Consider the following 24,099-nt stretch of genomic DNA (forward strand, 5'->3'; position numbering starts at 1 on the left):
AACAACTAGGTAGGGCCCAAATACGCGACTATGGGACTCGGAAGCACTGCAAAGAAGATCCAGATGATGTCGGACAAGGCTGAACAGATGTACAAACAGGTACAGCAGCTCCAGAATCGGATTATTCACCTTGAGGAAGAGGTCGACGACACCCACGATACCGTCAAAAACCTCGATCATCAACTGACCGAACAGCGGGAATTGTTGCTCGCGATCGCCGACGAACGGGGGATCGACGGCGAGGAGATCCTGGCCGAGGCCGCCATCGACGAGGCAGAAGAGACTGCGGACGGAGAAGCCGAATCGGAAGCGAATAGCGCCGAAGCGGCCGGAAGCAAATCAACCGAAGGAACCGCAACGCCAACCGAGCAGTAACGACGATACTCGCCACCGCTTGTCCGGCGCGTCTTTTGTCGATAACACTAACAACAGGGGCAACATTTGCCAAGACGATGACGACCCACGGGAAACCGTTGGATTCGGTGCTCGAGACGATCGGAGAAACGCCACTGGTTCGGATTCACGACGCCCCCAGCGGCGTTCCGATCTACGCGAAACTCGAGTCGTTCAATCCCGGCGCGAGCGTCAAAGACCGCATCGGACAGTACATGCTCGAACGGATGCTCGAGCGAGGTGACGTTCCGGCGGGTGGCACCGTGATCGAACCCACCGCGGGCAACACGGGAATTGGGTTCGCCATCGCGGCCGAGCAACTCGGACTGAGCGCTCTCTTCGTCGTTCCCGAACGGTTCAGTCTCGAGAAACAGCAACTGATGGACGCGCTCGGTGCGAGGGTGATCAACACGCCAACCGAGGACGGCATGGACGGTGCGATCGAACGAGCGTACCAACTCGCAGACGAACTCGACGACGCGGTCGTTCCACAGCAGTTCTCGAACCCGCTGAACGCCGAGGCCCACTACGCGACGACGGGGCCGGAAATTTACGACGCGCTCGGAGGCGAAGTCGGTGCGATCGTCGCGGGCTGTGGCACCGCGGGGACGCTGATGGGAATCGCGTCGTACGCACGCGAGCAAAACCCGGAGACCTACGTCGCGGCCGTCGAACCCGAAGGCTCCCTCTACGGCGAATTTATCGAGGAGGAACGCGAGGAAGGGGAGTACAAAACTGAAGGGATCGGCACGCACAACACGGAAACGAACGAACTCTTCGATCCCGAACTGGTCGACGACATCCACGCCGTTCCCGACCGAGACGCACACGAGGAGCTTCGGCGACTCGCCCGCGAAGAGGGACATCTCGTCGCCTCGAGTTCGGGTGCGGCGAGCGCCGCCGCGAAAGCCGTTGCACGCGATATCGCCACCGGCGAAATCGACGTTCCGTACGATTCCGTCGTCACGGTGTTTCCCGACTCGAGCGAGCGATACCTCTCGAAGGGAATCTACCGGGATTTCGAGGAGTGGGAGAACTAACGGGAGTCCTCGATGCAGGTTTGGCGAGTGAACCTCCGTACGAATCCGAAGGCGCTCAGCTCCGACCGGCCGGTCCACCCCGCAAGTGTCTGCTGGTCACTTATTCGCGCTCGCGATGTTCTCGACGTATGGCAACCGAACGCACGTGGGCGCGGCGGACCGTACTCCGAATCACTGGCGCGTCGGCGACGATGGCGCTCGTCGCCGGCTGTGGCGGCGACGAAGAGCCCGAATCCGAAGAAGGGACTGGAAACGGCCAAGAGCGCGAGGAGGACGAAGCAGGCGACGACGGCGCGATCAACGACGACGATGGCGCAGGAGATGATGCGGAAGATGACAACGGTGGAGCCGATGATGGCACAGACGGCGACGACGAAGGCAGCGAATGACCCAGCTACCGAAATTACCTGCACGAGCGCCGAGGACCGCGGCCGATCCCACTGCTCCCGCTGAGCGGAGACGATCGATTTCGAAGCTACTCGAGGAGCCGCCGGTGCTCCACTTTCATACACCGGTCCTGGACGACCTGCCTGCCAGCATCTTCGACGCGGGCCGCGGCGTCGTCGTCGCTAATTCCTAACTGCGTCCAGACCGCGTCGACGTCATCGCGTTCGAGGACCTCGTCGACGATTCCGTCGACCTCGTCGCTCGGTCGAAAGACGCAGACGACGTCGATTTCCGACTCGAGGCCGGCCAGCGAATCGGCTACAGGGCGGTCGAATATCTCTTCGGCAAACGGGTTGATCGGGTGGACGTCGTAGCCGTGCTCGAGCAAATACGCCGGCACGTCGTGAGCCGCCTTGCCCGGCGAACTCGAACAGCCGACGACGGCGATGGACTCGTTCTCGAGAATAGTCCGAAGTTCTTCGTCAGTCTCGACTGGCATACATCGGTGTAGAACCCCCGTTAGTAAACGTCTGTGGGACTGTCGTCCGGGCGGCTCTTTTTCAGAAGACGGTCAACAACTCGTCTGCGCGCCCGACGATAAAGGCCAACGCGGCGAGGAACATTCCGTATTTGAGCGACGATTGGCCGCTCGTCGGGTCCTCGAAGCTCTTCACACCGGCATAAAGCATGAACAGGTCCGCCGGAATTACGACGACGAGGTAGGCAACCCCGAAGTATCCCAGCAGATACGGGAGCGGACTTGCGAGAATACCGATTACGAGTAACCCGAGCGAGATCAGCAATGCCCGTCGTTCGCCGACCGCGATCGGCAACGTGTTCAGCCCCTCGGCTCGATCACCCTCGATGTCCTCGACGTCTTTGACGATCTCTCTCGTTAGGGTCGCGATCGCCGCGAGCACGAAGAGCACTATTGCCGACTCGATATCGCCGACCGCCGCGCTCCCGAACAGAAACGTGCTTCCGACGAGGTAAGCGACGAGCGCGTTGCCGATACCCGGTAGCCCCTTGAACACTTCCGTGTACGCGACCAACGCGAGCAGATTTATCCCGGCGATGGCGATCGCGAGCGGCGGGAGCAACAGCGCTAACCCGACCGCGACCACGAACAACACGATACTGAATATCAACGCTCCGCGCGGGCTCACCGCGCCGCGCGGAATCGCCCGCTCGGGCTGGTTGATCCGGTCGATTTCCCTGTCGAAGTAATCGTTTATCGCGTTGCCGGCACCGACGGCCAATGCGGTCGCCCCGACGGCCGCGGCGACCGCTATCGGCTCCCCGGTCATCCCACCCGCGACGAACGCACCGATAAACGTGAGCACGCTGGCCGCGATCACGTTCACGGGACGCGTTAGCTCGAGTAACCCACGTGTCGTCTCCGCCGCTGTCATATCCCGGGATGGTCAGGCCCGGGAGATAAACAATCCGATACCGCCTCGCCGGTCGCTATCGACTCACTGGTCGCCCGCCGAGGAATGGCTCCCACTCATTGCCAATTCTCGAGATCACAGAGCGAATCGGGTGCCACGGAGATCCACTGCCCCTCGTTCTCGTCGTCGTTGGATCGTCCCGGTACTGCGGTCCAGGTCTCGTCTTCGTCGGTCAACAACTCGAGGACATCGCTGGCGGGCTCATCCGCATCTGGGATGGAGGGTTCGTTCGTCATCATGACTCGTCCCTGTCTTCGAACGCCTCGCTAATGACCCGTCTGAAAATTTTCACCGACTGAGAACTACCGATACTTCGGGGTGGTCGGGGAGTGCTCGAGGCCAGTTCAAATCGAGTAACTTATACGGAGCCGTCGGGAACAAACAGGTGAGGGCGCTTAGCTCAGTCTGGACAGAGTGCTTGGCTTCGGACCAAACCGTCGCGGGTTCAAATCCTGCAGCGCCCATACATTTGAGGTGGAATAATCGCCGGACAGCACGGCGGTTGTCGGTCGAACGCGCCGGTTCGTTGCTTTCGTTCGATAGACAAGCGAGGGAGGGCTGACACGCGGTTTCCCGTTACGATCCCAGTCTACGCGCGGGTGTCACGATGCTACGCCCTTGTGTCCCGACGGCCCGTCGCGCCACAACTGGCGACAGCCAGACCGACACAAGTCCCAATACCGGAACTGTCCTAGAAGATCTGCGGCACGTTAGCCGCGCCGGTTCTTGGAACCCATCTATTTGTTCTGCATTATTCCGAATCCTCAAAAGTATGTGAAGCTTTCTGTGAGAACCTCTGCCGGGGTGCTGTTTCAGTCAGTTTGGAGAGCCTAATAACTATTTTGCACTCCTGCCGCAGAACGGATGGTGGCATGGCCAAAAAATCGGTCTCTGCTCATCTTAGTGTCGAACTCGGCAGCACAGAACCCAATCACAGTAGACGATTTGATCGCTTCCGCGATGTTCTCGGCGTACTCTTTGAGGAACTTGGAGGAAAACAGTGTATTGGGCCGACGCATGATTCCGGGTGAGGAGGCGTCTTAGTGTACACTTGCCGTCTCCTCGTTCCTCTCGAAAAGAAGCCTCGATAAGCTGTCGCTGTCGCGTGGTTCTTCGCTTAGCTAAAAACGAATGCTATACGGACTATTCGATGACCCGTTTTTGTTTTTCTTTTAGCAGCCACACCTGATTCTAAATTTATATTCCGGTGATCACTGAGGGGACGTACCAACAGACTTTAAACACTCTAAATTTGATAAGTATACCATGTCGAAAGACTCTGGTTCGGATACTACTCCTTGGTTAAGAAGGAGAGTATTACAAACCTCGGTTGCTGGATTGCTTACAGGAACTGCTATCAGTGTTGGCTCGACACCAATCTCAGCTCAGGAAAACGAGACCGATGCAGATGATGAGACTGCAGATAATGAGACTGAGACCAACGACGAAGAGAAGGAAGAAGGGGCCGACGAAGAGGAGGAAGAATCAACGACGTGTGATGGATCACCTAGTATGAGTCGGACGAGCGTGACCACGCCAAATAGTCGGATCACGACCGAGGATCCAGCCGTGGTTGAGGCCAATTTCCGACCAGATCAGATGACTTCCGATGAATGTACTATCATCGTTGATCTCGAATTCAGCTTTACTGACTCGGGCTTCCAGTGGGGTGGCGGTGCAGAATGGGATCAAGCGACTTCAGATCTCGTAGTTGGCACATTCGAGGTACGCCCCGGAGAAGTCCGCGACATCCGTGCCGAGCTTCACACGCAGGGTGCTGAAGCTGGTGACAGTGTAACCGTTGTCGCAGACTATGAGCTTTGGTTTGAGGGGAATCTCGAAGAATCTGTTCAGCAGAGTGGCATCAGACATACCGTCGATGTTGAGGAACCGAACCCGGCTCCAGAAGAACCAGAGGATGATGACGAGACCACAGCTGAAAGCGTCCCCGGATTCGGCGTTCCGGGTGCCCTTGCAGGGATTGGCGGGGCTGCTTACGTCCTCAAATCTAAATTGATTGGCGGCGGTGAGTAGTCGCGCTCAACTTTTCATAAATGGTATGTGGACAATCCCAAACAATGAGGTTGACAGATAGTATCGGACTTCGATACAGTGTACGTATTTTATTGCTTGTTTTCTTGCTGATGGTTCTCACGCTTACACTTTCTGTTGGAGCTGTCGCTTCGGGCACTTCTGAAAACGCTAGCTTATCCCCGACAGCAGAGTTTGAGATCACACCGTCTGATCCCGGGCCTGATGAAGAGTTTGAACTGGATGCTTCAATGTCAGAAGCCCCGGCTGGGGAGATTACGAGTTATGATTGGGACGTAGAGAGCAGTGGCTCGTGGGGAGATTGGGAAGGCGCTAGCTATCCTTCTGGTGAGACCATCACTGGAGAGTACAGCAGCTACGGTGAATACGACATTGAATTAGAAATTACTGACAATGGTGGAGCAACCGATACTGTCACGAAAACGGTCTCTGTGGACGCGGAAAGACCAACAGCGGAGTTTGAGATCACACCGTCCGATCCCGGTCCTGATGAAGAGTTTGAATTAGATGCTTCAATGTCAGAAGCCCCGGCTGGGGAGATTACGAGTTATGATTGGGACGTAGATAGCAGTGGCTCGTGGGGAGATTGGGAAGGCGCTAGCTATCCTTCTGGTGAGACCATCACCGGAGAGTACAGCAGCTACGGTGAATACGACATTGAATTAGAAATTACTGATAATGGTGGTGGAACTGACAGCATCACAAAAACGGTCTCTGTGGACGCGGAAAGACCAACAGCGGAGTTTGAGATCACACCGTCCGATCCCGGGCCTGATGAAGAGTTTGAACTGGATGCTTCGATGTCAGAAGCCCCGGCTGGGGAGATTACGAGTTATGATTGGGACGTAGATAGCAGTGGCTCGTGGGGAGATTGGGAAGGCGCTAGCTATCCTTCTGGTGAGACCATCACCGGAGAGTACAGCAGCTACGGTGAATACGACATTGAATTAGAAATTACTGACAATGGTGGAGCAACCGATACTGTCACGAAAACGGTCTCTGTGGACGCGGAAAGACCAACAGCGGAGTTTGAGATCACACCGTCCGGTCCCGGGCCTGATGAAGAGTTTGAATTAGATGCTTCGATGTCAGAAGCCCCGGCTGGGGAGATTACGAGTTATGATTGGGACGTAGATAGCAGTGGCTCATGGGGAGATTGGGAAGGCGCTAGCTATCCTTCTGGTGAAGCTATAATTGGAGTGTATCAAGGCGTTGGAGAGTATGAGATTGAGCTGGAAGCTACTGACAACGGCGGCGCGACTGATTCGGTGACGAAGACGGTTGATGTTGGGGGTGACGGCCCTACCGCTGATTTTGATATTTCATCTCCGAGCCCAGCACCAAATGAGGAGATTGAATTTGATGCGTCTGGTTCGGAGATCACAGCAGGGGATACTGTAACCTATGACTGGAGTTACGAAACTGCGGACGGTGGTGATGGTAGTAGCTCAGGTGAATCGGTTATTCACTCATTTGGAAACTATGGCGAATTCAGGGTAACTCTGACTGTCATCGATGAATTTGACCGCAGTGATTCAACCGTGAAAAATATCAGTGTTAGAGGTGAGGGCCCAACAGCTGATTTCGAATATTCACCATCTGACCCAGGTCTAGATGAACGAATTGTGTTTGATGGTTCAGTGTCCACAGCGCCCGACCTCACCATTGAGGACTACCGTTGGTTCGTAAATGGGAGGCAGCAAGAATCGGGGAGCGAAGTCAGTATCGTGTTTGATGAGGCAGGTGTATACAACATTGAGTTGGAAGTTGAAAACACAGGCGGCAAGATCGATCGAATTAACGAAAACCTTCGAGTCGGAGATGAGGCAGCCATCATTGATAATCCGGACTTTGAACTAGTGCGTAGCTCCCTGGAGTCAAGATCAGTTGACGTTAACCCCGGGGAGACGGTGTCATTTATATCTGAATTAGAGAGTGAAGAGGTGCCGGAGGCGACCAAAGTACTCTATGTTGATGGAACATTTATTAACAGATCTAACGTGGATTCGAAAACGCTTCGAACAGCCCATCAGTTCGAAGATATCGGTGAGCATACCGTCGAAGTCGAAGTGGAGGGCGCAGCAGGCAAATCCGATATCGTCCAATGGGATGTAACGACACATACGTTTAATTCCCTCCCGAGAGTCGCTGATCAGTCCTCATCTGAAACAGTGGATCTCGACGGTAGTACGGAAATTCTGACTTTTTCAATTCAAAACCCCGAGGTCAATGACCGTGAGATTGACGCTGAAATCACCGCTGAATTACCTGACGGCATATCTATCTCTGCTGCTAGTGGTGTCTCTACAGGTGATGCGGCGGTACAAACCGCAACTGAAACTGTTGCTCCAGGCCACCAGGAATCGATGCGACTGGACATAAATGTCGAAGATGAGTCTCTTGATGGACAGCAAGTAACCATCCCGTATCAGATTAGATATCAGCCCGTCGGAGATGAAGATGTGACTTATACACCAAATGAACAGGAGTTAGAGGTTATTGTGGGTAGTGCGCAAGACGGTGAGGGTGAGAGCGGCGACGAAGCAACCGACGACGAAGTACCAGGCTTCGGTGTGATACCCGCGGTGATTAGCATTTTACTGCTGATGATTGGTGTGAGGCGTATGTCATCAAAGGAGTGACAGCCATCAAACTCCGATCGGCTTCTGAGAGCAGTTGATCAGCTACAGATCATCGAGGTACTCTCGGCGCTGTTCCATCTTCTCTTCTTCCGAGCGAGAATCGTAGTGTATCTCCAGCACCGTCTCGGAGACGTTCGCTCGGTCCCCAACTGCCTTCATCGGCCAGTCTTCCGAAAGCGCGTGTGTGATGCCGCCCCGTCGGAGGGCGTGAGGGCTCACAGAGGAGGGACACTCCGAAGCACCGTCGTAGTCAGCCGCTGAACACTCGTCAATTTCACGCCCATGGGGACACTCTCTTGTTGGGACGCACGGTCGGGTGTATCGATAGCAGTCGCCGTGAAGGGTGGTCGTGTGAGCACGCCCTTCCGGTGTTGTTACGAGAGGGTCTCGGCCGTGTTCGTCGGTGACTGCTGGTCGTTGGCACTTGATCCAGTCATCCAGTACCTCACAGACGTCTTCCGAGAGCGCAACGAACCGCTCTCCCGTCTCACCATTCTTCAATGGTGTCCCTGTCTCTGGGCGATGGATTACTTCGAGAGCCTGGTTTGCAGGATCGTAGTCGGTACAATCGAGCGGATGAATCGCACCAACTCGCATCATTGTGTGCCACATCAACTCCAGCGCTACGTGGGGTCGTGAGGCGTACTCGTATTTCCGCAGATGTTCCAAGATCTGTTTGGCTCGCTCTGCGTCCAGCATTACGCTCCGGATGTTGTCGTTGCCGGTCAGCGTCGGTGACAGCACTTTTGTGTGCAAATCCTGTTCGACACCATCGATAGATTCCAGCCACTTGATGAACACTCGTAACGTGTCCATTTGGGTCTTCTCGGTGGCCGGTGCCAGATCACCTTCGACACGCCGCCAGATTCGGAACTCGTGGAGCTGGCGGCCTGAGAGCTCGTTCAGGTTCTCGATTCCTTCCTCGTCGCACCACCGGATGAAGTGGCTCAACCGTGAACGATGTGAATAGATCGTCGCTTGGGTTACACTGTTTTCACGGTCGGCTAAATACAGTTCGAGTGCGTGGTCTGGGTTGATGGGGTCGAGATTCATTGGTCGTATCCACGCGAGCCCCCGTCAGAAACACCGTTTTGAGACGGCCGATTTCGATCGCCTCACGCCTCAAAGGTCGATTCGTTCGACACTCGAACTAGAGCCTGCAGCGCCCATTCATTTGAGGTAGAATAATCGCCGGACAGCACGGCGGTTGTCGGTCGAACGCGCCGGTTCGTTGCTTTCGTTCGATGGCCGAACAAGCAAGTCGGTGTCACGGAAATCCGCGCACATCCGAACTGATTGCAGCCGAGAAAATCGATCGCCGATTGACGTACGATTATCGTTAGAGATTTTCGGCTCTGTTGAAATCCGTAGTGAGTTACAGATTTAGTCGGTAGTTTGAGTAGATGCAGACCCTCCTAAAGTCTCGGTTGCTCCGATTTGTCGAGGAAGTATTTCAGTTAGCGCAACGGGCCGTGGCTCAATACTCCTCGAAGTTCTCAAAACAACGCTACACGCTTCATCAGCACATCGTTCTCCTGTGTCTCAACGTTCGGAAGAACACGACCTATCGAACACTCCTCGACAAACTTATTGATATGTCTCGCATTCGGAACACAATCAACCTCACCGAATTCCCTGCACCGTCAACGTTGTGTAACGCTCTTGTCATGGAGATCGCTCTTGTTACGGAGATTGTTGGTGACCGAAGGACTGGTCAGTAATAGGCAGGAAATCGGTTCTATTGCCGCTCTGATCGACGAATCGATCCCTATTTCAGACGCTATCCGATCTGCCGAAACCACCCGAAGACTCTCTACCAACAATCTGCTTTAGAAGAGCGTTCGGAGTATTTGATGCGATACCGGTGGGTGTCTTCCTTTGACAGTGTCTTAGATGGCCTCTTTGATCCTGAACTCGTACTACTTTCAGCGGTCGGGACTGCCAAGCAATGGACCTTCGAGGTGCGCGGAGAAACACTGTGGAAGATCCTTGACCGACTGAAATTGGCGTGACCGAAATATAGTTTGTATTCATCACGAACCGTTATCGATACACGGTCCGAAGTATGAACGATGCCGTACATCCAGTGTGAGGGGGCTGACCTCTACTACGAAGACCGCGGCGAGGGCGAACCGATCCTGTTCCTTCACGGTGTGTTGCACGGCCTCCGGTTCTTCGAGCCGCAGTTGGCCGGGCTCTCGGACGACTATCGGACGATTGCATTCGATTTCAGGGGGCACGGCCGGTCGGAGAAGACGGAACTCGGCCACACGGTCCCTCAATATGCCCGAGATCTCCACGCGTTCGTCAAACAGCTAGACCTCAAGGACGTCACCATCGTCGGTTGGTCAATGGGTGCATTCGTCTCGTGGGACTACGTGGATCAGTTTGGCACTGACCGCATTCGTGGATTGGTCAATGTCGACATCGAAGCCACCCGGTTCCAGTGGGACGACTACGACTACGGGCTCGCTCGGCTAGGGGACATTCAGAGCCTGCTCGAACTGGCCCAGTCCGACCAGCTCGGTCTCGTCGACCGATTCACGGAACAGGTCTTCGCCGAACCCACGGCTGAAGCGAAAACGCTACAGTACGACGAAATCACCCGGACACCACCCCCAATCCAGAGCGCCATCCTGTTCGACACGCACACCAGAGACTATCGATCCGTCCTCCCTGAGATGGATGTCCCGATGCTGGTCTGTGTCGGCACCGCCGAAACGAGAGGCTCAGTCGACGCCGTTCGAAACGTCGCGGAACTCGTTCCCAACGCGAGAGTAGAACCCTTCGAGGCGAGTGGCCACTGCCCGCCGTTCGAGGAGCCCGAGCGATTCAATCGAGTACTGGGCCGGTTCGTAGACTCGCTGTGAGCGATGCGCACCCTGGAGTCATCACGGCAAGTTGGATTGTTCATAGAATCTGAGTCAAACTGCCAGTTCGGGTGGAGTGTATACGAACCGCAGCCGAAACGAATACTCGATTCGTTAGTTCGATTCACGGGTGAACGCAAGCACCTCGTCGATGAAGCGGTCTGTCACGGTGAGCATCGCAACGTGTGCGTGCCCATCGAAGGTAACGATCCGGCTGTTCGGGAGTGCTTTGTTGAGCGCCTCTATCCCGTCTTTGTAAAGCGGGGGGCTCTCGCTGCCGGACAATAACAAGGTCGGCGTGGTTAGAACGTATCGGACGAGTTATTCGCGTCCTCGTCGAGTACGTCTCGATCATGTTCTTCGGCGCGTACCTCGTCGGAATCAGCGTGTTGCTGTGGCTCTACAACATGATCTGGTCGTACTGGGCCGGACCGCCGGTCGAAGACGCCGACGTCTGGAACTTAACGGGGACCGAACAGTTCACGCACGAATGGGAGTGGTTCGAACGTCACCTCGAGACGAAATACGGGATCGAGCCGACCGAACCGACGCGAACGCGACCGTCTTCGACGCCCGACCCCGAAGTCGGGAGCCCGGCCGTCTCGCTACAGATCGTCCCGGTCGCCCGTGGCGATCGACGATCCCCAGCGCCGTCTCCCGATTGGGGCGGCGCTCGAGGAACGCCTGAAACAACACCCGAAAAGGCCGAGAACTCCGATGAGCCGCCGACGATCGCGACGTCACCGCCGAGAACTGTCGGGGGCGGTTCCCGCCGAGTACGCGAGCGAGATCAGTGCGAGCCCGATATACAGTCCCGCCGCACCGAGCGCGCTCGGAAAGAAAAGGAGCCCCCACTTCGACCGGAATCGAGGTGCCTACTGCGCGAGATAGCCGCCTTCGACGGGGAGGGTAACTCCCGTGACTCGAGAGGACATGTCCGATCCGAGGAACAGAACGGCGTTCGCGATCTCCTCGGGGTCGGCCAGTCCGGGCATCGGTTCCGTCTCGAGGAACTGCGCTTCCATTTCGGGGTGTTCCTCGACCGTCCGTTCGATCATCTCGGTTCGGACGATTCCCGGCGCGACCGCGTTCGCGCGGATCCCGTCCTCCGCGTACTCGAGTGCGGCGTACTTCGTCAGTTGGCCGACAGCCGCCTTCGCGGCACCGTAGCCGCTGTACTGGGGAACGGCGACTTCGCCGCCGATCGAGGAGGCGCTGATGATCGAGCCGCCGTCGTCCGCAAGCATTGCTTCGATTCCGTATTTCATGCCGTACCAGACGCCCTTCAGGTTGACGTCGATCACTTGCTCGAAGGCGTCGTTGTCGTACTCTCCGAGTCGCGCAACGGGGCCTTCGATCGCCGCGTTGTTGAAGAGCACGTCCAATCCGCCGTACTCGCTGACAGCGGTTTCGATCATCCGCTTTGCATCGTCGGAATCGGAAATATCCGTTCGGACGAACGTCGCCTCGCCGCCGTTCTCTGTGATATCGGCCACTGTTTTCGCACCGCCTTCTTCGTCCACGTCCGCGACCACGACCGACGCCCCGTGGTTGGCGAAGACCTTCGCCGTCGTTCGACCGATTCCGGATGCTGCACCCGTAATGACTGCAACGTCATTTTCGACTAGCTTCATAGACTATCGCTTCGGCCCACAACAGATAGCGATTCTGGTTGGCGGTCGTAGTTGTATGTAAATAACTCACATAAGATATGTCTATATAGGCGATATTTCTTCCTTAGTTAGTGATTCGCTATGACAATAGAGGAGAGAGTGACAGCGCTAAACACACCCCACTGAGCCGTTTGTGAAATTCAGGTTGGTATACCTGACACTTGGCAAGAACGCTTATGTAGAACTCAACTCAACTATTTGAGTATGAGTTACTACGAATCAGATGCGCTGACGATCGAATGGGAGTCAACGATAGATGCCGTCGTAATGGACTGGCACAACTTCGCGAAAGGTGACCAATACCGGGAGGGACTCGAGAAGGGTCTGGAGTTAGTCGAAGAAAAACGAGCCGAGAACTGGCTTGCCGATCTCCGAGATCTCGGGACCGTGACCCAGGAGGACCAGGAGTGGACACAAGAAGAGTGGCATCCTCGAGCGTTCGAAACCTCACTCTCGACTATCGCGGTGATTCAGCCGGAAAGCGTCGTCGCAAACATGTCCGTTGAAAACCTCGTCCAGGAGTTCGGCTCCAACGAGAACAAATCGCGGATATTCAGCGATCGAGCCGAGGCAGAGTCGTGGCTCAAAAACCAGTAAGGCTCCGGACTAACTTCGCAGAAAATGGCGAGTAGTATTGCCATTAACCGCTACTTTCCGTCTCTCAGTATCGATATGTTCTCGAAGAGACAGCCGAGCAGGAGGTGAGCAGACGAGTTGAGTTGATATCAATCTCAAGATGACGAAATTATCTTAGTTCCGATCCGGCATCGTCGACAGCCGAGCGACGGCGTTCATATCCGGCCGACCCGAGGAGGGCATCGTCGAATGCCTCGTCGAGCGACCCGGAGAAGAGTCCTCATCACTGTCGCCAACCAATCCCCCGCCGAGTAATCCGTCCTCGTCTTCCTGCTGGTCTGCTTCCTCACGTTCGGCCTCCCCATCGTCAACTTCTCGGTCGCCGTCGTCTTTGTCGGTGCTGCTGTCTGTCTCACCGCCACGAAGCCCCTCGAGTCGATCCTGAAGCGATTCGAGTTCGTCGCTAAATCCCTCAACATCGGTTCCGGCGACGGATTCGAGCGTCGACCCGAGCATCGACTCGTCTTCCGAATCGGTTTCATCACTCGAGTCGGCCTCCCCATCCGACTCACCGTCTGAGCCGACCCCACCAGCTGACTCACCGTTTGAGTCGACCTCATCATCCGACCCGTCCTCGGAGTCGACCTCGGTACCTGATTCGTCGTCAGAATCTGGTGCTGATTCAGTGTCTCGCTGACTGTCGTCCCCGCCCGCTTGAAGCGTTTGCCGGAGGTCGTGCAAGTTCTCCTCGAGTGTCGCTCGCCAGTCGTCTTCGCCCTCATCGCTGTCGCTATCGGCCCCGCTCTCCTCGAGGAGATCCGCGACGGTTGCCAGCGTGACCAGCGCGTGGAGTTTTCGAAGCTCGTCTTCGGGAGCCTTCGCGATCGCTTCGGGAATCGATGCTGGTTCGCTTCCGTCGGGGAGTTCGGCGAGCCCGACCGCCTCGAGAACCGCTTCCGGATCGTTCGTCTCGATGATCTCCCGCGCGTCCGCGGCGTTCTCGAGAAGCGGGCTCGAATCGTCCGGTTCGATCAGCTCGTCCTGTTCGCCGAGCTCCTCGAGCGGGACATCGAGGACGTCCTCGAGAGCGTCGTCGGCCTCGAGTTCGTCCCGTGACGAGGAGAGCAGTTCCGAGAGGCGGTCACCGATATCGTTGCTCATTATTTTTCACCCGATGTTTCAGTATGGTTCGTGTTGGTCGTGGGTTCGTGCCGAGGTCCGTACTTAGCCCCCGTTCGACACCGTCGCAAACTCGTCGTCCGATTCGGACACGGTCTCGACGATCCGTTCGGTCATCTCCTCGCGACTGAGGTTGGCTTTCACGCCGACGTCTTTGGCGACCGACTGGAGATCCGAATACGACATGATCTCGAGGAACTGCTCGAGAGTCTCTTTGCGAAGCCCCTCGAGGTCGCCAGCATCGGGTTCATCACCCTCGTCGCTATCCTGTTCGTCGTCGGTCGTTGAGTCCTCGTCCGCCACTTTACCGTCCTCTTCACCCTCGTCAACTGCATCGTCACTCTCATCAACTGCATCGTCCTCATCCATCTCTTCCGCCTCACCATTCCCGCCGTCCTCATCCATCTCTTCCGCCTCACCATTCCCGCCGTCCTCATCGTCCTCGCTCTCGAGGACATCCTCGAGACTACTCCCTTCGGAGATTCCCTTCGCCAGTGAGGCCACAGAATCACTGGCTTCGAGATCCTCGAGAGTTTCGGTGAAGGCGTCTTTGATCGCGGCCGTGAGCTCGGAGCGGAGTTCCGAACGGTCTTTTTCTTCCTCGAGTCCCTCGCTTATCGTTTCGTGAACCTCGCGGCCGATCGCACCGCCGAGTTCGCGGCCGATTCTGTCGCCGAACTCGCGACCGACGGATGCCCCGATTTCGTCGCCGTTGATACTGTCCTCGAGCGATCCGTCGCCGATTAGATCGGCAACGTCGATCTGTTCGCTGACTTCGTCGGCGACGAGCTGTTTCAGATCCGAACCGTCACTCATCCGGCCCACCCCGATACTTTCCGATCGCGGCTGAGTGATTCACTCCCATCGGGCTACTCCTCCTCGGACTCCTGATCTTTCTCACTTTCCTCTTCCTCGTCACCGGTTTCCTCGTCCGTTTGTTGGTTCTCGTCTTCTTGCTCGTTCTCATCCTCGTCTTCCTGCTCGCTTTCGGATTCTGCGTCCTCGTCTTCAGATTCCCCATTGCCTTCGCTCTCCGCTCCGGATTCCTCCTCATCCTCGGTGGCTTCCTCGTCATCGCTTTCCTCGTCTTCAGCTTCATCCTCGTCATCGCTCTCCCCATTGTCCGCTTCCTCCTCGGCGTCTTCTTCCTCCGCCTCGTCGGAACTCACCAACTGCTCGACGACGAGTCCACCGATCGTCCGACCGACGGACTCACCGATTTTTCGTCCGGCGAACGCACCGATCTGTCTTCCCAGCGCCTCGCCGAGTGGTTCGTCTTCGTCGATTTCGCCTTCCCACTGGGTTCCCTCGAGCAGTTCCTGAATATCGATGTTTTCCGTGATTTTCTCGTAGTCGATTCGCTCGGTTATTGATTGTTCACTCATGATTGGGATTCCGCTTGCGCCGGTGATTCGGACTGGGACTGTTCACTCGAGTCGTCCTGACTGTTCTGGGGTTCGATCTGTTCGGCCAGTTGCCGGATGATTTCGCTGACGATCGTCGCGACGAGTTCCTCGATGGGGAGACCGGGAACGAGACCGACGAGTTTCTCTTTCAGCCACTTGCCAGCGGCTGCGAGCCGACCGCCGGACGCTTCGTCGTCGCTCGGTTCGTCTTCGTCGCTCTCCTCGCCATCATCCTCCTGCTCGCCGTCATCTCCGGTGCCGAATAAACTGCCGAACAAACTACTGAAAAAGGCCTTCGGCTTCCCGAGCAGGCTTTTGAGCCGTTTCGTCACCTTCCCGTAGAGGCTACCGAGATACTGTTTGGGCTTCTCGAGCAACGACCCGAGCAGCGCCTTTGGTTTTTTGAGTAGCGATTTCGCTTTGTCGAGAATCCCACTCAGCATCGCCTTGGGACCGTCGAGGAGCCCCGTTACGGCGGATAGCAGGTTCCCCAACAGGTTGTTCTTGCCCGGGCGAGCCGACACGTCGAGCGTAACCGGATTCAGGTTGACCTCGAGGCCGAGCAGATCGAGAAACAGGCCGTCGAGATCGAGGTGGAGAACGCCGGAGGCATCGTCGCCTTCGTACACGTCATCGGCGTCCTCGACGTGGTATTCGTCCTCCTCGTCCCCCTCTCCGTCCCCCTCATCGGAATCATCCCCACCCGCGTCCTCGTCGGAGTCGTCCGCATCAGTAGATTCCTCGTCGTCGTCAGTCTCACTCTCTTCGCTCTCGTCTCCCGGCTCCGCCGTCGCTTCGTCGTCCGACTCTCCGTCCGTACCGTCTGACTCGTCTGCTTGTGCGTCCTCTTGGCCGCCGTCCTCGGATTCGTCGTCCGCTGTTGTGGATGTCTCTTCTGACTCAGTCGATGACTCGGCGGTCTCTCCATCGGTTTCCGATCCTTCGTTTTCGTCGCCTTCTTGGGAACCTTCCGCCTGACCGCCATCGGCCATCACTCTCCTCGCCGTTTGTCGTTCGTCGTGGTGATGGCTCGAGGTGGCACCGACGCATCCGGAGTCCGGACGGTCCTCGAAGCCATCACCGGCTAACCCGTCTGTCATTATACGAGAACATACACGAGAAAGATCGTTGTGGTGGTTTCCCTTGCGTGTGCGTCCGTTGGGGCCACTCGGACGAACGCTTTAATCTAGCGATGTCGATAGGTAATGAGATCGTGAACGGGTACTCGTGGCGGACGAAACGAATCTGTCTCCGATCGACGAACTCCCTCAGGTAGATTCACTCTGCTCGAATCTGATTTTTGCCACACACTGTCGTTACTCGAGTGAACCAACGCGAAGGGCGTACTCCCCTCGCGTTCGGTCTTCATCGTGATATTCGACAGGTTCCTCGATTGCGCCGATAATTCCTTCCTGAAGGGTTGCCGCGGTCGCGATCCCTTCGAACTGCTCGAGGCTCTGCTCGCCGTCATCGAGAGAGAAGCATCGAACGCCGTGTGTGTCCGGCTCTCGAACTCGGAAGTTCTGGGCGCAGGGTGCAACCATCGTCTCGCCGACCGCCTCGAGGCCGTGGATGAACCCGCCGACGTTCGCATCCCAGAGCGAGTTCCCATCGGCGTCGAAGGCGGCGATCCGGTGTTCGTTCGGATGGCGATTTTCCGTCTCTCGGCTCTCGACCGCGTAGGTGTTGCCCGTCACGAACGCGACGCGGCCGTCGTTCGCGTGGGCGTGGTTCGGATAGGCGTACAGCGTCTCGCCGTCGATTTCAGTCTCGATCGCGAGGTCGACGCACCACAGTTCGGCACCGCCGGATCCCAGAAGGTACCCCCGTTTGTCGCCGTGACTCGAGACAGCGATCCGGTCGCCGTCGAACGAAACGTCTCCGACGCGTCGGTCGCCTTCAGTCCCGGGATCCCAGGTCCAACTCGGCGACCCGGTATCGGTCTCGAGCACGACCAGTCCGTTGTCGTGCTCGCCCATACACCGGTTGTAGCCGACGGCGAGTCGCTCTCCCACGTCGTCGAGGTCGATCGAAATCGGCGACGCGTCGGTTTCGTAGCGCCAGCGAACCGTTCCGTCGGCGTCGAACGCGTAGACGGTGCTGTGCCATTCGCGGTGCTCTCCGTCGCGTTCGTAGCGCCGCGCGGCCGCGTACAGCACGGGCTCCGTCTGATCGGCGACTGCGCCTTCGTCGTTTCCTGCCGAACCCGACTCGAGGCCGACGACGTAGGGAAGGTAGAAGATACTCTCCCTCGAAGCCTCTCCGACGTCTTCGCACGTGTCGTAGGACCACTCCCGCTCGCCCGTCTCGAGGTCGTAGGAAACGATCGTCCCGGTTTCGCCGCGACCGGCGACGATGAGAGAATCGCCGAGCGTCTCGAGGCCGACCGCGTGTTCGGGGTGGTCGGTCGACCACCGCGGCTCGAGCGTCTCTCGGTCGAACGCGGTGACGGTTCCGTCCCACTCGCCCGCAATGATGAGTGAGCCTGTCGCGTGAACGCTCGAGCGAGTCCACATGTGCCGACTCCGGGCGCTCTCGATGTCTCCCAGTGGTTGCGTTTCGAAGCTCCTCGATCCCTTCTGTTCGTTTGCCGCCATGCTCACTCCTCCGGGAACGTCTCGTGGAGCAAGTCATGGGCATCCTCGAGGCCTTCGAAAATGCTTTCGCCCTGCTCAGTTAGTCGGTGGACGGCGCGTTCGGCGTCGCGAACGGACAGCAGTCGGCCCCGCGTATAGTTGTATTCGGGATCGTTCTCGTCCATCGTCGCGACCGTCTCCTCTAAATCGACGAGCGCCGCGTCCAGATGGCGTTCGAGTTCGGTGAGGCTTTCAGCCTCGGTGAGGGCCTCGATCGGCCCCTCGAGGTGGCCTTCGAGGTCTTTCTCCGCGTGTTCGCGGGCGTGTCGGTCCCCGACGCCGAGGACATTCATCAGTCCGAGTTTCAGCGCTTCGATTTCGTAACAGCTCATGATATGAATAGATTACAACGTCTGATCGACGAGATCGCTCACGATGCGATCCCTGTCTAAGTGGTCGGAAACGATTCGATCCGCATCGCTCGCGTCGACGTCGCCGTACCAGATTCCGTCGGGGTAGACGGCGACCATCGGCCCGTCGCCACAGCGGCCGAGACACGACGACCTGGTGATTCGGGCGTCGCAGTGCTCGGAGTCTCGAGCCTCCTGTCGAAGGCGCTCGAGCACGGCCGAGGATCCCATCTCCGAACAGGTTCGGTTCGTGCAGACGGCGACGTGTTTTCCCGGCGCATTGTGGCTGTGCGGATCGTCGTCGACGTTCTCGCGGTCCGCGTGACTCTCTTGGTGGGCCAGTGCTCGCAACATCGCTCGAGCGCCGCCCCGGTCCTCCTCGTAGCCCTCGAGATCGACTTTGTACTTGCAGGTATCACAGGACATTTCGACGCTGTCCGATCTGGCTTCCTGCCAGCGGTCCGCGAAGACGTCGAGCAGCCTCGAGTCGGTCCCGAGCGGGTCGCCGGCGGCCGCCTCGACGTAGGGGTAGTCCGCGTCGAACTCGTCGGTCCAGTCGCGCACGCGCTGGGTCAACACGCCGTCGCCGAGCATGTACGGCAGGACCACGACGGCGTCGGGACGGTGTTTCGAGAGTCCGTGGAGGGTCTCCTCGAGGCGCGGTTCCGTTACGCCGACGAACGAGGCTTCGGCCCTCGAGAACTCTCGACCTTCGTAGAGCAACCGGGCCAGCTTGTGCACGTCGCCGTTGGCGTCCGGATCGCTCGAGCCCCGCGCACAGCAGACGACTGCGACGTCGTCCTCGGCTCGATCGACACCCAACTCGCGTTCGACGGCCCCGGCGCGGTCCTCGAGCAGATCGAGGATCGCCGGGTGGATCCCCAGGTGCGCGCCGTTGTTGATCGCAATGTCGTGGGCGGCTCGGGCCTGGTCGATCGCCAGCGGCACGTCGTTTTTGACGTGACTTGCTGCGAACAGCGAGCAATGAACGACGGTGATCTCGCTTGCGAGGGGCGCGAGCCCCTCGAAGGCCTCGTCGATGGCCGGCTCGGCCAACTCGAGAAACGCCGCGTCGACGGGGATCCCGAGCCGTGACTCGAGGTCGGCCGCCAGTTCGCGAACCTGTTCGTTCGAGCGCTCGCGCCTCGAACCGTGGCCGACCAGCAGGACGGCCTCGTCGTCGAAGGCGAACGCGGTGTCGTCGGTTTTGCTCATAGTGGTGCGTTCCGGATGAGTCGTCGCTCAACCCCTGTCGCGTATCGCAGTCCTCAGTCGTACGATTCGGCCTGCTCGAGGCTCTTTCGCAACTTTCGCTCGCGACTCGGTGCGTAGAGACCGCTCTCCTCGCAGTCCTCGTAGAGCCACGTGCCGAACTCGGGAGCGGCGGCGTCGTCGATGCCGAACCAGTAGCCGCCCGAGGAGGTCTCGGAGAGGTCGCCCATCGGTGCCCCAATCGGGCAGTCCTCGATCAGCCCTCGAGTCAGCTCGAGAAGCGCCTCGTCGTCGTGAACGAACGAGATACCTACGGTCCCGCTCTTCGATTTGAAACAGATCGTTCCACAACCCTCGAGAACGCCCCGAAGCAGTTCCCGCTCGTGACTCGAGAACGCCGAGAAGCGGTAGTTTCCGCGCCCGTCGACGGGAAGGCCGAGCGTCGAACGCCGTCCGAAGAGGGCGTCGTCCGTCTCCCCAGCAGTGTCACCGGAGGCCGTCTCGCTCGAGCCGATCTCGAGCGTGTACTCGTCTTCGGTTCTGGTGATCGACGCATCGTGGGCGTACTCGCGGCTGTTCGTTTCGTGCTCGATCTCGCCGCCAGCGATGGCCGCGAGAACGTTCGCGGACGCCTCATCGTTGGTCACGACTTCGACGGTGTCGTCACCGACGTCTCCGCTGCCAGCGATATGGCCCCAGAGGTACGCCGACGCGGGGTGTCTCGCGAGGGGGTCGGCGGGAACCTCGATCTCGAGCGGTTGGCCGTCGGCTCCGGAGACGGCGTCGCTCATTCGCCCACCTCGCGAACGATGATGGCGTCGGTTGGGCAGGCCGCGGCGGCCTGCTGGGCCTCGTCGATCCGGTCGTCGTCGAACGTCGCGACGACGCGCTCGTCCGTGTCGGTCACCTCGCCCTCGCAGTCGTAGATTGGGTCCGCGTCGGGATCAATCGTCGCCAGCCCGTCTTCGCCCTCGACGAATCGCGGATCGCGGGTCAGGCAGGCGAATATGCCGTCGCAGGCGTCCTTCTCGATGGTAATCTCGTAGGCCGGCATGGTCAGTAGTCGTATTTCGTCTCGTAGCCGCGAGGCGTGACCATCCGGTCGTCCCAGACGTAGGTTTCCTCGTTGCCGACGACGATGGTCGTCGTCATGTCGATGATCTCGCTCTCGCCGAGCTCCTCGAGTTCGCCCAGTTCGGTGATCATCACCTGCTCGTCCTCCCGGCCCGCGCCGTGGACGATACCGACCGGCGTGTCGGAGTCGCGGTGGGTGAGCAAGATCTCACAGCACTTCTGGAAGTTCTCCCGGCGCTTGCGACTCCACGGGTTATAGATCGTGATCGTGAAGCTCTCGCTCGCGACCGAGTGCAGTCGCGACTCGATTTCGGGCATCGGAACCAGATGATCCGACAGCGATATCGAAACGGTGTCGTTCACGAGGGGAGCGCCGAGGCGGGCTCCACAGGATTGGGCCGCCGGAACGCCGGGGACGACCTCGAAGTCGACCATCGACGCCGTCGCGCCCTTGGACTCGATGATCTCGAGGGCGAGTCCCGCCAACGCGTAGACGTTGGGGTCGCCGCTGCCGACGATCGCCACGTCGTTGCCCGCGAGCGTGCGGTCGATCGCCTCCTCCGTGCGCGAGACTTCGCCGCACATCGGCGTGTCGTACAGTTCGTCGGCTTCTTCGGTAATCTCGTCGGGGATCAGGTCGATGTAAGTCGTGTAGCCGACGATGTGCTCGGCCTCGAGCAGTGCGGTCTTCGCTCGTTCGGTCATCCCCTCCGGATGGCCAGGGCCGAGCCCGACCGCGATCAGCTGGCCGGGATCGCCCTCGAAGTCCTCGACCGTCGAGCCGACCTTTTCGTCCGTTTTCTCCTGCTTGCTCGAAGCGCCCGAACTCGCGCCGCATTTCGAACTCGAGCCCAATGACGAGGAGTCGGATGATGAGTCGCTCGAGGAAGACGAAGACGCCCCGCATTTCGAGCTTGAGGCGGATTCGGAGTCGCTCGAGGAAGCTGACGACGACTCACTCGAGGATGCGGAACTCGCGCCGCACTTCGAGGACGTCTCTTCGGTCTCGGTTGTCGATGCGCCGCAGTTGGATGCCGATTCGGTTTCGTCCGCGTTGGTGTCAGTACTCATTGGCTGTTAGTGTTAGAAATTGTCGACGTCACGCCCGCCGCGGGGGGTGACGAGGTACGTTCGGTCGTCGTTCTCCCAGGTTTTGGTCTCGTGATTACCGATGATCAGCGAGGTTCCCATGCCCGAGACCTTGTCGTCGTGATCGGTCGCCTCGTCGAGGCTGGTGATGAAGTGGTCCTCGCCGTTCCGGCCGGCGTCTTCGCGGCCGGCGTCGTTGACGATGGCCACGTAGGCGTCGTCGGTCCGCTCCTCGCGGACGATATCGACCGCTTTCTCGTAGTTTCTCCAGCAGTTATAGAGGACGATCACGAAGTCGCTGATGGCCGCCGCACGGAGCTTTTCCTCGATTTCGTCCCAGCCGCGCCACTTATCGGAGAGCGAGATCGTACAGAAGTCGTTACACAGCGGCGCGCCAACGTTCGCCGCACCGCCCAGCGCGGCGGTTAGTCCCGGAACGATTTCGACGGGGATATCGTTCGCGTCCTCCTCCTCGGCCATCAGGAAGATCAGGTCCGACTTGCCGTAGACCGAGGGGTCGCCGCCCGAAACGTGGGCAACGTCCTCGCCTTCTCGAACGCGATCGAATGCCTCCTTCGCCAGCTCGATCTGGCGGCCCATCGTCGAGCGGACGATCTGCTGTTCGAAGCCATCCTCGCGGTCGCCTTCGGCTCGCGCTGCGGTGCCATCTTCACGAGTCGCGATTCCGTCGTCGTCCACCGCTTCCTCCGGCGGAAGCGTTCCGTCGTCACGAAGGAACGCCTGGTAGAGATCGGAGGCGATCACGCAATCGGCGGACTCGATCACCTTCTTCGCCTTCGCGGTCATGTGATCCGGTAGACCCGGGCCGATGCCGACAACGTAGAGAGTTCCATACTCCTCGGGGGTTCCCGAATCCGCTTCTCCCGCGGCGGCGTCGGTTCCGCTCATTTGCCGATCGCCACCGTAACCTCGTTTTCGTAGCCGAGCTTCTCGAGGACGAGTTCGTTCTCAGCCCCGCCAGCGATCGCGCTCGCCTCTGAGACACCCGGCCAGCCGATCAGGTCCTTCGAGCGCGAGGGCGTCGGCCCCTCGTGTTCGAGCAGGGTTTCCTTGTCGAAGACGACCACGCCGAGGTCGAGTTCGTCCGCGGCCTCGAGCAGTCCTTCTTCGTCTTCCTTTCGAGTTGCCGTGCCGACGAACTCGACGTCGTCGAAGTCGTAGTCGGTTTCCTCGAGCGCCTGTTCCCAGGCGGCGAGGAAGGCGTCCTTGCTCGCGCCCGAGACGCTTCCGGTGCCGAGCACGATGCCGTCGTCCTTGTTCCGTTTGAGTACCGTCACGTCGTCGCCGACGAGGACGGCCTTCGGCCCCTCGATTCGCGCCACGGGGCCGAGATTGTCGTCCAGCACGGCGAGGTTGGTCTTCACCGTCGAGTCACCATTGACCACGTGGGCGTCCATCGCCTTCGCGCGGGATTCGACGCCCTGCTTGCCGGCGGCCTCGCTCGCGGTGGTCATCGCCGGTACGGCACCCATCGTCGCCAGATCCTGTGCGACTTGGTTCGCGCCGTGGTGGCCACCCGTGATCGGGATGGCCCATGTGAGCTCCTCGTCGACGACGCAAATCGCGGGGTCCTCCCACTTGTCGTCGAGCAGGTGGGCCGTCTTCCGCATCGCGATGCCCGAAGCCATCAGGCCGATAAAGCAGTCGTACTCGCCCCAATGCTCTTCGAAGACGTCGCCGTGGTACTCGATGATGTCGATGCTCTCGTAGCGGTCGCCGATCTCCGCCTCTATCTCCTCGGCGGTCTCCATCTTCCGCCCGAAGGAGATGATCGCAATCTCTTCGGCGACCTCGCCGTCCGAATCCGCCGTCGAACAGTGACCGCCCGAATCTGTACTCGAGTCGTCCGTCCCGTCTGCGTTCTCAGTTCCTGAACTCATTGTCGAACCTCTCTTATCGAAAATCCGTCCGTTCCACGCCGAATTGACCCATCTAGTCCACCGCGGGGGTGGGACTGAAAGGGGCCAGCCCCGTCGGCGAAGGCGGGCGACGCAAGCACCGCAGGGAGAGAGCAAAGCGAGCGACCGAGGCGCACAGCGAGCCCCCCG

At 58.7% G+C, this 24,099-nt stretch carries 26 protein-coding genes, 1 tRNA gene and 1 pseudogene; 10 read left to right on the forward strand and 18 right to left on the reverse strand.

Annotated elements, in window-relative coordinates:
- Nucleotides 1–30: 30 nt before the first annotated feature.
- From ACYQ14_RS03495 to ACYQ14_RS03505, 3 genes are all read left to right on the forward strand, one after another.
- Nucleotides 31–375, forward strand: a complete 345-nt coding sequence (locus ACYQ14_RS03495; RefSeq protein ID WP_459884859.1) for a DUF5798 family protein — start codon at nt 31–33, stop codon at nt 373–375.
- Nucleotides 376–452: 77 nt separating this feature from the next.
- The gene (locus ACYQ14_RS03500; RefSeq protein ID WP_459884861.1) at nt 453–1,433 is read left to right on the forward strand and encodes a PLP-dependent cysteine synthase family protein; all 981 of its coding nucleotides are present in this window, start codon (nt 453–455) and stop codon (nt 1,431–1,433) included.
- A gap of 128 nt (nt 1,434–1,561) precedes the next feature.
- On the forward strand, nt 1,562–1,822 hold the full coding sequence (locus ACYQ14_RS03505) for a hypothetical protein (protein WP_459884863.1): 261 nt from the start codon (nt 1,562–1,564) through the stop codon (nt 1,820–1,822).
- An 86-nt stretch (nt 1,823–1,908) separates the two neighbouring features.
- Here the strand turns inward: ACYQ14_RS03505 and ACYQ14_RS03510 are convergent, their stop codons facing one another.
- The 3 genes from ACYQ14_RS03510 to ACYQ14_RS03520 form a co-directional block, all read right to left on the reverse strand.
- Complete coding sequence (locus tag ACYQ14_RS03510) at nt 1,909–2,319, reverse strand: CoA-binding protein (RefSeq protein WP_283834057.1); 411 nt, start codon at nt 2,317–2,319, stop codon at nt 1,909–1,911.
- A 61-nt stretch (nt 2,320–2,380) separates the two neighbouring features.
- Nucleotides 2,381–3,232 (reverse strand): geranylgeranylglycerol-phosphate geranylgeranyltransferase, encoded by an 852-nt coding sequence (locus ACYQ14_RS03515; RefSeq protein WP_459884865.1) that lies wholly within the window; start codon nt 3,230–3,232, stop codon nt 2,381–2,383.
- Nucleotides 3,233–3,327: 95 nt separating this feature from the next.
- Nucleotides 3,328–3,507, reverse strand: coding sequence for a DUF7511 domain-containing protein (locus ACYQ14_RS03520; protein ID WP_459884867.1), 180 nt, complete (start codon nt 3,505–3,507; stop codon nt 3,328–3,330).
- A gap of 153 nt (nt 3,508–3,660) precedes the next feature.
- On the opposite strand from ACYQ14_RS03520, the gene ACYQ14_RS03525 reads away from it, so the two are divergent.
- The 3 genes from ACYQ14_RS03525 to ACYQ14_RS03535 all read left to right on the forward strand — a co-directional run bounded on the left by ACYQ14_RS03525 (nt 3,661) and on the right by ACYQ14_RS03535 (nt 7,965).
- A tRNA-Arg gene (locus ACYQ14_RS03525) sits at nt 3,661–3,735 on the forward strand.
- Between the two features lie 802 nt (nt 3,736–4,537).
- Complete coding sequence (locus ACYQ14_RS03530; protein WP_459884869.1) at nt 4,538–5,305, forward strand: PGF-CTERM sorting domain-containing protein; 768 nt, start codon at nt 4,538–4,540, stop codon at nt 5,303–5,305.
- Between the two features lie 44 nt (nt 5,306–5,349).
- The gene (locus ACYQ14_RS03535; protein ID WP_459884871.1) at nt 5,350–7,965 is read left to right on the forward strand and encodes a PKD domain-containing protein; all 2,616 of its coding nucleotides are present in this window, start codon (nt 5,350–5,352) and stop codon (nt 7,963–7,965) included.
- Nucleotides 7,966–8,007: 42 nt separating this feature from the next.
- Here ACYQ14_RS03535 and ACYQ14_RS03540 read toward each other — a convergent pair whose 3' ends face one another.
- Nucleotides 8,008–9,018: a tyrosine-type recombinase/integrase gene (locus tag ACYQ14_RS03540; RefSeq protein WP_459884873.1), complete on the reverse strand. Its 1,011-nt coding sequence runs from the start codon at nt 9,016–9,018 to the stop codon at nt 8,008–8,010.
- Between the two features lie 350 nt (nt 9,019–9,368).
- Between ACYQ14_RS03540 and ACYQ14_RS03545 the strand changes: the two are divergent.
- Nucleotides 9,369–9,626 (forward strand): annotated as a pseudogene (locus ACYQ14_RS03545) (IS5/IS1182 family transposase); the annotation flags it as partial.
- A gap of 411 nt (nt 9,627–10,037) precedes the next feature.
- Entirely contained in the window at nt 10,038–10,835 is a 798-nt protein-coding gene (locus ACYQ14_RS03550) for an alpha/beta fold hydrolase (RefSeq protein ID WP_459884875.1), read from the forward strand.
- Nucleotides 10,836–10,949: 114 nt separating this feature from the next.
- Here ACYQ14_RS03550 and ACYQ14_RS03555 read toward each other — a convergent pair whose 3' ends face one another.
- Entirely contained in the window at nt 10,950–11,126 is a 177-nt protein-coding gene (locus ACYQ14_RS03555) for an alpha/beta fold hydrolase (RefSeq protein WP_459884877.1), read from the reverse strand.
- A 584-nt stretch (nt 11,127–11,710) separates the two neighbouring features.
- Entirely contained in the window at nt 11,711–12,469 is a 759-nt protein-coding gene (locus tag ACYQ14_RS03560; RefSeq protein WP_283834067.1) for an SDR family NAD(P)-dependent oxidoreductase, read from the reverse strand.
- A 243-nt stretch (nt 12,470–12,712) separates the two neighbouring features.
- Between ACYQ14_RS03560 and ACYQ14_RS03565 the strand changes: the two genes are divergently transcribed.
- Entirely contained in the window at nt 12,713–13,105 is a 393-nt protein-coding gene (locus ACYQ14_RS03565; RefSeq protein ID WP_459884879.1) for a hypothetical protein, read from the forward strand.
- A 153-nt stretch (nt 13,106–13,258) separates the two neighbouring features.
- Here ACYQ14_RS03565 and ACYQ14_RS03570 read toward each other — a convergent pair whose 3' ends face one another.
- The 10 genes from ACYQ14_RS03570 to cobJ form a co-directional block, all read right to left on the reverse strand.
- Nucleotides 13,259–14,245, reverse strand: a complete 987-nt coding sequence (locus tag ACYQ14_RS03570; RefSeq protein ID WP_459884881.1) for a hypothetical protein — start codon at nt 14,243–14,245, stop codon at nt 13,259–13,261.
- 63 nt (nt 14,246–14,308) lie between these two features.
- Nucleotides 14,309–15,079 carry a hypothetical protein gene (locus ACYQ14_RS03575; protein WP_459884883.1) on the reverse strand — a complete coding sequence of 257 codons (771 nt, stop codon included), beginning with the start codon at nt 15,077–15,079 and terminating at the stop codon, nt 14,309–14,311.
- Between the two features lie 53 nt (nt 15,080–15,132).
- Entirely contained in the window at nt 15,133–15,648 is a 516-nt protein-coding gene (locus ACYQ14_RS03580) for a hypothetical protein (RefSeq protein WP_459884884.1), read from the reverse strand.
- On the reverse strand, nt 15,645–16,769 hold the full coding sequence (locus tag ACYQ14_RS03585) for a hypothetical protein (RefSeq protein WP_459884886.1): 1,125 nt from the start codon (nt 16,767–16,769) through the stop codon (nt 15,645–15,647). Before ACYQ14_RS03585 ends, ACYQ14_RS03580 begins: the two co-directional genes overlap by 4 nt.
- Nucleotides 16,770–16,985: 216 nt before the next feature.
- Entirely contained in the window at nt 16,986–18,266 is a 1,281-nt protein-coding gene (locus tag ACYQ14_RS03590) for an outer membrane protein assembly factor BamB family protein (protein ID WP_459884888.1), read from the reverse strand.
- A gap of 2 nt (nt 18,267–18,268) precedes the next feature.
- Entirely contained in the window at nt 18,269–18,637 is a 369-nt protein-coding gene (locus ACYQ14_RS03595; protein WP_459884890.1) for a DUF3209 family protein, read from the reverse strand.
- 12 nt (nt 18,638–18,649) lie between these two features.
- Nucleotides 18,650–19,870, reverse strand: coding sequence for a CbiX/SirB N-terminal domain-containing protein (locus ACYQ14_RS03600; RefSeq protein WP_459884892.1), 1,221 nt, complete (start codon nt 19,868–19,870; stop codon nt 18,650–18,652).
- 53 nt (nt 19,871–19,923) lie between these two features.
- Nucleotides 19,924–20,658, reverse strand: a complete 735-nt coding sequence (locus tag ACYQ14_RS03605) for a cobalamin biosynthesis protein (protein ID WP_459884894.1) — start codon at nt 20,656–20,658, stop codon at nt 19,924–19,926.
- On the reverse strand, nt 20,655–20,921 hold the full coding sequence (locus ACYQ14_RS03610) for a ferredoxin (protein WP_283834077.1): 267 nt from the start codon (nt 20,919–20,921) through the stop codon (nt 20,655–20,657). Before ACYQ14_RS03610 ends, ACYQ14_RS03605 begins: the two co-directional genes overlap by 4 nt.
- A 2-nt stretch (nt 20,922–20,923) precedes the next feature.
- Nucleotides 20,924–21,796 carry a precorrin-3B C(17)-methyltransferase gene (gene cobJ, locus ACYQ14_RS03615; protein ID WP_459884896.1) on the reverse strand — a complete coding sequence of 291 codons (873 nt, stop codon included), beginning with the start codon at nt 21,794–21,796 and terminating at the stop codon, nt 20,924–20,926.
- On the opposite strand from cobJ, the gene ACYQ14_RS03620 reads away from it, so the two are divergent.
- Entirely contained in the window at nt 21,750–22,022 is a 273-nt protein-coding gene (locus ACYQ14_RS03620) for a hypothetical protein (protein WP_459884898.1), read from the forward strand. The two genes, cobJ and ACYQ14_RS03620, sit on opposite strands and share 47 nt — an antisense overlap.
- Nucleotides 22,023–22,024: 2 nt before the next feature.
- Here ACYQ14_RS03620 and ACYQ14_RS03625 read toward each other — a convergent pair whose 3' ends face one another.
- On the reverse strand, nt 22,025–22,939 hold the full coding sequence (locus ACYQ14_RS03625; protein WP_459884900.1) for a precorrin-3B C(17)-methyltransferase: 915 nt from the start codon (nt 22,937–22,939) through the stop codon (nt 22,025–22,027).
- Entirely contained in the window at nt 22,936–23,931 is a 996-nt protein-coding gene (gene cbiG / locus ACYQ14_RS03630) for a cobalt-precorrin 5A hydrolase (RefSeq protein WP_459884902.1), read from the reverse strand. The genes ACYQ14_RS03625 and cbiG overlap by 4 nt, the downstream gene beginning before the upstream one ends.
- Nucleotides 23,932–24,099 lie beyond the last annotated feature (168 nt).

The organism is Halostagnicola bangensis, from assembly GCF_054653435.1.

Coding starts and splice junctions, on each gene's coding strand:
- ACYQ14_RS03585 (WP_459884886.1), bottom strand. CDS start 16,769: ATGACAGACGGGTTAGCCGGTGATGGCTTCGAGGACCGTCCGGACTCC.
- cbiG (WP_459884902.1), bottom strand. CDS start 23,931: ATGAGTTCAGGAACTGAGAACGCAGACGGGACGGACGACTCGAGTACA.
- ACYQ14_RS03600 (WP_459884892.1), bottom strand. CDS start 19,870: ATGAGCAAAACCGACGACACCGCGTTCGCCTTCGACGACGAGGCCGTC.
- ACYQ14_RS03520 (WP_459884867.1), bottom strand. CDS start 3,507: ATGACGAACGAACCCTCCATCCCAGATGCGGATGAGCCCGCCAGCGAT.
- ACYQ14_RS03565 (WP_459884879.1), top strand. CDS start 12,713: ATGAGTTACTACGAATCAGATGCGCTGACGATCGAATGGGAGTCAACG.
- ACYQ14_RS03580 (WP_459884884.1), bottom strand. CDS start 15,648: ATGAGTGAACAATCAATAACCGAGCGAATCGACTACGAGAAAATCACG.
- ACYQ14_RS03560 (WP_283834067.1), bottom strand. CDS start 12,469: ATGAAGCTAGTCGAAAATGACGTTGCAGTCATTACGGGTGCAGCATCC.
- ACYQ14_RS03510 (WP_283834057.1), bottom strand. CDS start 2,319: ATGCCAGTCGAGACTGACGAAGAACTTCGGACTATTCTCGAGAACGAG.
- ACYQ14_RS03540 (WP_459884873.1), bottom strand. CDS start 9,018: ATGAATCTCGACCCCATCAACCCAGACCACGCACTCGAACTGTATTTA.
- ACYQ14_RS03495 (WP_459884859.1), top strand. CDS start 31: ATGGGACTCGGAAGCACTGCAAAGAAGATCCAGATGATGTCGGACAAG.
- ACYQ14_RS03505 (WP_459884863.1), top strand. CDS start 1,562: ATGGCAACCGAACGCACGTGGGCGCGGCGGACCGTACTCCGAATCACT.
- ACYQ14_RS03500 (WP_459884861.1), top strand. CDS start 453: ATGACGACCCACGGGAAACCGTTGGATTCGGTGCTCGAGACGATCGGA.
- ACYQ14_RS03610 (WP_283834077.1), bottom strand. CDS start 20,921: ATGCCGGCCTACGAGATTACCATCGAGAAGGACGCCTGCGACGGCATA.
- ACYQ14_RS03535 (WP_459884871.1), top strand. CDS start 5,350: ATGAGGTTGACAGATAGTATCGGACTTCGATACAGTGTACGTATTTTA.
- ACYQ14_RS03590 (WP_459884888.1), bottom strand. CDS start 18,266: ATGGCGGCAAACGAACAGAAGGGATCGAGGAGCTTCGAAACGCAACCA.
- ACYQ14_RS03570 (WP_459884881.1), bottom strand. CDS start 14,245: ATGAGCAACGATATCGGTGACCGCCTCTCGGAACTGCTCTCCTCGTCA.
- ACYQ14_RS03625 (WP_459884900.1), bottom strand. CDS start 22,939: ATGAGCGGAACCGACGCCGCCGCGGGAGAAGCGGATTCGGGAACCCCC.
- ACYQ14_RS03550 (WP_459884875.1), top strand. CDS start 10,038: ATGCCGTACATCCAGTGTGAGGGGGCTGACCTCTACTACGAAGACCGC.
- ACYQ14_RS03515 (WP_459884865.1), bottom strand. CDS start 3,232: ATGACAGCGGCGGAGACGACACGTGGGTTACTCGAGCTAACGCGTCCC.
- ACYQ14_RS03605 (WP_459884894.1), bottom strand. CDS start 20,658: ATGAGCGACGCCGTCTCCGGAGCCGACGGCCAACCGCTCGAGATCGAG.
- ACYQ14_RS03595 (WP_459884890.1), bottom strand. CDS start 18,637: ATGAGCTGTTACGAAATCGAAGCGCTGAAACTCGGACTGATGAATGTC.
- ACYQ14_RS03530 (WP_459884869.1), top strand. CDS start 4,538: ATGTCGAAAGACTCTGGTTCGGATACTACTCCTTGGTTAAGAAGGAGA.
- ACYQ14_RS03575 (WP_459884883.1), bottom strand. CDS start 15,079: ATGAGTGACGGTTCGGATCTGAAACAGCTCGTCGCCGACGAAGTCAGC.